Genomic DNA, 5,402 nt, shown 5'->3' with positions numbered 1-5,402 from the left:
TGGTTGCATCATTTCCGCCGTCTTCGCATCCGTTTTGAACGTCGAGCCGACATTCATGAGGCGTTTCTCAAACTCGGTTGTTCCTTGATCTGCTGGAACACGCTCAAGCGTGCCCAGCAGTCTTTATAAAACCGTTTCTAAGCCGGCTTTGTTTATTCCTTCAATTGCGAGGCGCGTGCTATTCTCGATGTCCTTCCCGAGATGCGCCAGTCCTCCGGTAAGCGGAACAGCATTGCCGCCCTTTCATTTGCAACACTCCCACCGCTCATGCAGCGCTCGTTGTGTTGCACCACCGGTTAAATCCGTCGGCTTCATCACGATGCCCTCTGGGCGCCCGTTGCTGATTGACGTGCCTACATGAGCTGCCCATAACTACCCGCACCCGCTGAGGGCCGGCCGGTCGACGATCGATAAGAACGGATCGAATCTGGCTGCCTTACAAGCGATCAACGCCAAGCGGATGTTTCGATCAGGGTCCGTGGAAGAAGTACCTGAATAACATTGCCGAACAAGATCGCCGGGCCATCAAGCGGCGAATCCGTCCAATGACGGGACTTGAGAATTTTCGCCGCGCGCATCATTCTGGGGAATCAAGACCAATGCATATGGCCCCGTCCAGCAACTCCACTCGCTCGTTGCATAAGTAATCTTCTATATTTCGCGCTCTCGTGGGTCAGCTTCCATGTTGCGACAGTACCTTGGGATTTCAAATAAGTGGAAATCCGTTGCGCTCAGTGATAGCACAACCACATGACTTCGGACTGCGTATTCCAGCGTTCACGCAGTCCGCATGCTTAGATCAGGCGTATTGAGCACTCAGCGATTGGAGGGAGATACTTGTGCCTTGCGAGTCCTGCACGCTATCAGCATTGACGAAGACCAGCTGCTGCCCGTTGCCCTGGAGAGACCACGAGATTGTCTGATATTGACTGACGTTCGTATTGTACTGGCTCTTGGCGCGGCCCACCGCCAGGATTCGCGGAGCCGGATCGGCCTCCGAATTCACGACGTTCACCACGGCAGACTCCTCGGCGAACTGAATCGAAATGAACTGGTTGATATTGCTATGAATCTGCGCCTGATACCAGTGCGAGGCCGGAACCGTGTAGTAACGGCTGAACTTCTCGAAAAAATGGTTCTTGCCATCTGCCGGCAGAGGCTTGTTAATGATGCCGGTCGTGTCCTCGGGCATTGAGACGCTGGCGATATAGGCCTCGACCCGTGCGCCCAATTGACCCTCAAGCATCGCAGCCGACACGGTAGTGGTGTCAGAGCCATTTACGAACAGCACTGAAGCAAGGCCCTGATTTGCCGTCGTGCCTGGCACGCTTACGGTTACGGGAGGTTGCGACTGGCTCCACACGACGGAGATGTTCGCGCCAGCGTCATTTGCCGCCGCGTTGTAAAAGATGAGCCCGTAGAGTTGACCGCCGGTGAGGGTCTGGCACGTCGCGGTATCGCCAGGATCAAGGGTAATGAGTTGCCCATTTTTCCAGTTGATAGATGACACGGTAATCTCCTGAGTGGTTGAGCCTCGTGCTTTTTCGCAAAAACGAGGCGGTGACACAGAAATCGCCAGATTTTCGTCATGGTTATCAAGGACAGGCGCATGGCGTACGGGTTGGCGACGTCCCCGCTGAACATTAATATGCCCTAGCCCGAGGTCATTATTACTGCGATCACGACTAGACTCCGACACACATCACTAGCGCTTGCGGGATCCTAATTAGCCCGGTGATTGCCTGGCGTCGAACTGGACATGGCGGTGGTTTCGGTAAATTCCGCTGGGCCGTGCTGCCAGGTTTCATTGAGCACTCCGCATGCAGGCGAATTTACCGTCTGATTTTCACGCAATTAACATATTTCCGAAAAAGTACTTTAAGTCCTTTGCTTGTACGCGAAATCCATACCAATAAGCCAGTGCCAGTAGAAAACCAGAGACCGTCAAACACCCTTAAAGCCATTCACCGATGGCGCCAACAGACAAGGCAGACAAACCGGACAATATTTGTCGTTACCGCAACAAAATCGCTTCATTTCCGCGAGGAGTCGCTAACACAACGTCGGCTTGACGCCTTGGTCACCATCTTCTCGCGCCATGGGTAGACGAACAAAATAGGACTATTTATGCAAAGAGCGAGTAGAGTTGCTGGACGGGAGAAAGTGTGCCATATCTCCATCGTTCACCTGAGCTTTGCGGATCATATGCATGGTCTCGATTCCACCAAGCATATGTCGCATGCTCACATGTTCCCGCTAAAGTTCCTTACAGATGCGCTAATGTGCACACCTAATTCGGCTAGCGCGTCTTGAGGGAATAACGATACCTGCAGTCCTCGCAACAACGATTTATCGATCGAAGATCGGTAGCGAAGTTGCCGCATTGCGTAAAGCAGATCCTGGGTGGGTCGCCCCCTGCGAAAACCGGACACGAGGTAACGCTTAAATTATGAGGTAGTCTTCTGCCTATGTTTAAGCCCAGTCACAACGTGGAACCTGTCGAAGTTCTGACCCAGCCGGAGCAGCGCCGCCGGCGTTCTGTCGAAGAGGAGCTCGCGATAGTGCGCGAGACTTTTGAGCCCGGAGCCACGGTTTCGGGAGTTGTCCGTCGCCACCAAGTGAATGCCAATCAGGTCTTTGCCTGGCGCAAGCTCTATCAGGACGGAAGCCTGTCGGCTGTCAGCGCCGGTGAACAGGTGGTGCCGGCCTCGGACCTGGCCGAGGCGATGAAGCAGATTCGCGAACTTCAGCGGCTGCTGGGCAAGAAAACAATGGAAGTGGAAATTCTCCGTGAAGCAGTGGAGTACGGTCGAGCAAAAAAATTGATTGCGCGCTCACCATTGCCGCCGGGGGACGACCGATGAAGACGGTCTGTGAAGTCCTGGGTGTGTCGCGCTCGAATCTCGCGGTCAAATCGAAGCGCCCCGCTGAATGGGTCGACCGGCGCAAGACGCCCGTTCTGGATGACGTGCCGCTCGTCACCGAACTTCAAGAGCTGGTCGCCGACCTGCCCACCTACGGCTACCGGCACGCATGGGCGCTGCTGAGGCGAAACCGGAATGCGCTGGGCCAACCGCGTGTCAATGTAAAGCGGGTGTATCGCGTCATGCGTAGCCACGGCCTGCTGCTCGAACGCCGACCGCGTCGACGGCAAGGTCGCGGTAGACAGCAGCAACGCCCGCTGGTGTTCGGACGGTTTCGAATTCCGCTGCGACGACGGGCGGCTACACCGGCGACGTGGTGCGCGACGTGATGCTTCAGGCTGTCGAGAACCGTTTCGCCGGTGCGTTGAAGGCTGAGAGCGAAATCGAGTGGCTGAGCGACAACGGTTCCTGCTACATTGCCGACGAGACGCTGACGTTCTCGCAGAAAATCGGTTTGAAGCCCGTCACGACACCTGTGCGAAGTCCGCAGAGCAACGGAATGGCCGAGAGTTTCGTCAAAACGATGAAGCGTGATTACGTTTCGTGGATGCCCAAGCCCGACGCCAGAACGGCGTTGCAGAACTTGGCCATTGCGTTCGACCACTACAACGAGTCACATCCGCACAGCGCCCTGAAATACCGCTCGCCACGCGAGTTTCGCCAGCAAGCAAATTCTCCAACCTAAGCGTGACCGTGTCTCCGGTCATGCAGGGGCAAGTCCACTGGGATCGTCTCGAGCGGAGTGTGATGTGCCTCTCAATAGTCAGCTGTTGGATCAAGCCATTCCCTCCTCTTCCAGCGCGGCGCCGACACGTCGGCATCGTTTATAGCGGCTAACACAACCTGGACATCAAGCCATAGGTTTCGTATCCTGGGCGCATGTCCAGAAGAAAAATCAGGAACGAGCTGTGGGCGGCGCTGGAACTGTCGATTCCGGCATTTACGCCGTCACCGCAAAGGCGGCCGTCGGCGCACAGTTGACAACCGCGCAGCACTGAACGGCATCCTGTATGTCCTGCAAACGGGCATCCCATGGGAAGACCTGCCGCAGGAACTGGGTTTCGGCAGCGGCTGCTGGCGACGGCTACGAGACTGGCAGGCCGCAGGCGTGTGGGAGCAACTGCATCTGCCAATGCTTCGCCGGTTGCGTGAGCACGACCAGATTGATTGGGAACGGGCGAGCCTCGATGCTGCCAGTGTTGCCAGCCCCCGGGGGGCCAGGAAACCGGCCCCAACCCGACAGACCGGGGAAAGCTCGGGTCGAAACGGCACATCGTTGTAGACGCGCGCGGCATTCCACTGGCCATCACGGTCACGGGCGCCAACCGATACGACTCGATGGCATTCGGGCCCACGCTCGATGCCATTCCGGCAGTCGGGTCTGGATTGCCAGCCCCGCAAACGCTCTAAACCAGAGCCGAGAATACCTCTCACTTCGAGTCGACAGCGAACTTGCCGCTTTCGATCCGCGTGAAGGGGTCTGAGGCGCTTGAGATCACGCAATTAAAGGGCTTGTTCTCATTGATGATCAGGAAGGTGCTCGTTGGGTCCTTGAACTCCAGCGACATCGAAAAGAGGACGTAGTCATCCGGAACAGGCGAAGGTCTGAAGGCTCCGAATGCATATTTCCCTTCAATCCCAAGTGGATGTAAAGCGACAGTCAGCTCCAGCGGCTGGGTGCTCACAGGCGAAGGGAAGTTCGACTTCGCCGATTGCTCGTCGCCGACTACGTCGTACTTGGTCGCGACCTTCATGTCGTGATAGTGAGTGGCCGGTTCGCTCAGTTTCTTGGCGCAGAACGCCCTGTGTTCCATGCTGGGATCTAGAGAACCATTTCGGAGCACGCTACTGATGTATTTCAGTACGACGAATGCTTCGCCACTTTTTCCAGCCGCATGAACTGGCCCCGCCATCGTTAGTGCGGTCGCGAAGATGGCTGTCGTTAGAAAATGGGATGCCGCACGTCTAACGCTCATCATGTGCCTTCCTTTCGGACTGTCCAAACATGTAAAAGAAAATGCACTATTACCTGTACGTGTGTTATCCACGCCATAGGTGAATGCAGTGTGTGCTGGTCATGCACGGATCGTGACGGTGCTGTTCTCCCGTCTTCTGGAATGCAGAAGGTGTGGAACTGGGCCTCTAAGATCCCGGGATCGAACAGCGATGATCGTGCCAACAGCCAGATAAGCGCGCGGATCGATATTCCTCGTTTGAAAGCGACGAACAAAGTCGACAATGAAGACGCGGAAGGTCGTAAGTGCGACACTCCGCGTCTATCGTTTTCTGTCCAATGAGAAAATTGACGGTATTCAGATCTATAAAGATTATTTCGACCACGCTACCTATTTGGGCTCTGATGTGATGGACGACTCCCGCTACCCAGCGAGCGGTTTATGCCAAAGTGGAGAAGTCGTGACGTCCACGGCAAAGGAGCGTTCATCATGAATATAGCGACTGTTGGACTGGATCTGGCCA

2 protein-coding genes and 5 pseudogenes are annotated in these 5,402 nt (G+C 55.7%); 4 read left to right on the top strand and 3 right to left on the bottom strand.

The genetic code is table 11. From position 1 onward, the window contains the following. Both VSR82_RS39355 and VSR82_RS39350 read left to right on the top strand, forming a co-directional pair. Nucleotides 1–129, top strand: a pseudogene (locus VSR82_RS39355) (IS5/IS1182 family transposase); the annotation flags it as partial. Nucleotides 130–403: 274 nt separating this feature from the next. Continuing rightward, a pseudogene (locus VSR82_RS39350) lies at nt 404–575 on the top strand (DDE-type integrase/transposase/recombinase); the annotation flags it as partial. 224 nt (nt 576–799) lie between these two features. On the opposite strand, the gene VSR82_RS39345 reads toward VSR82_RS39350, so the two are convergent. After that, nucleotides 800–1,510, bottom strand: coding sequence for a hypothetical protein (locus VSR82_RS39345; protein WP_184228874.1), 711 nt, complete (start codon nt 1,508–1,510; stop codon nt 800–802). Nucleotides 1,511–2,468: 958 nt separating this feature from the next. On the opposite strand from VSR82_RS39345, the pseudogene VSR82_RS39340 reads away from it, so the two are divergent. Further along, nucleotides 2,469–3,609, top strand: a pseudogene (locus VSR82_RS39340) (integrase core domain-containing protein). Between the two features lie 74 nt (nt 3,610–3,683). Here the strand turns inward: VSR82_RS39340 and VSR82_RS39335 are convergent. Then, a pseudogene (locus VSR82_RS39335) lies at nt 3,684–3,752 on the bottom strand (TniQ family protein); the annotation flags it as partial. Nucleotides 3,753–3,803: 51 nt separating this feature from the next. Here VSR82_RS39335 and VSR82_RS39330 point away from each other — a divergent pair. After that, nucleotides 3,804–4,329, top strand: a pseudogene (locus VSR82_RS39330) (IS5 family transposase); the annotation flags it as partial. A 25-nt stretch (nt 4,330–4,354) separates the two neighbouring features. Here VSR82_RS39330 and VSR82_RS39325 read toward each other — a convergent pair. Beyond that, nucleotides 4,355–4,903, bottom strand: a complete 549-nt coding sequence (locus tag VSR82_RS39325; protein WP_498858855.1) for a hypothetical protein — start codon at nt 4,901–4,903, stop codon at nt 4,355–4,357. Nucleotides 4,904–5,402 lie beyond the last annotated feature (499 nt).

This window comes from Burkholderia sp. JPY481 (genome assembly GCF_038900515.1).
In the GTDB taxonomy this organism is placed as follows: Bacteria; Pseudomonadota; Gammaproteobacteria; order Burkholderiales; family Burkholderiaceae; genus Paraburkholderia; species Paraburkholderia youngii.
Note: the sequence above shows the minus strand (reverse complement) of the source record. Positions and strands in the feature narration are given on the sequence as shown.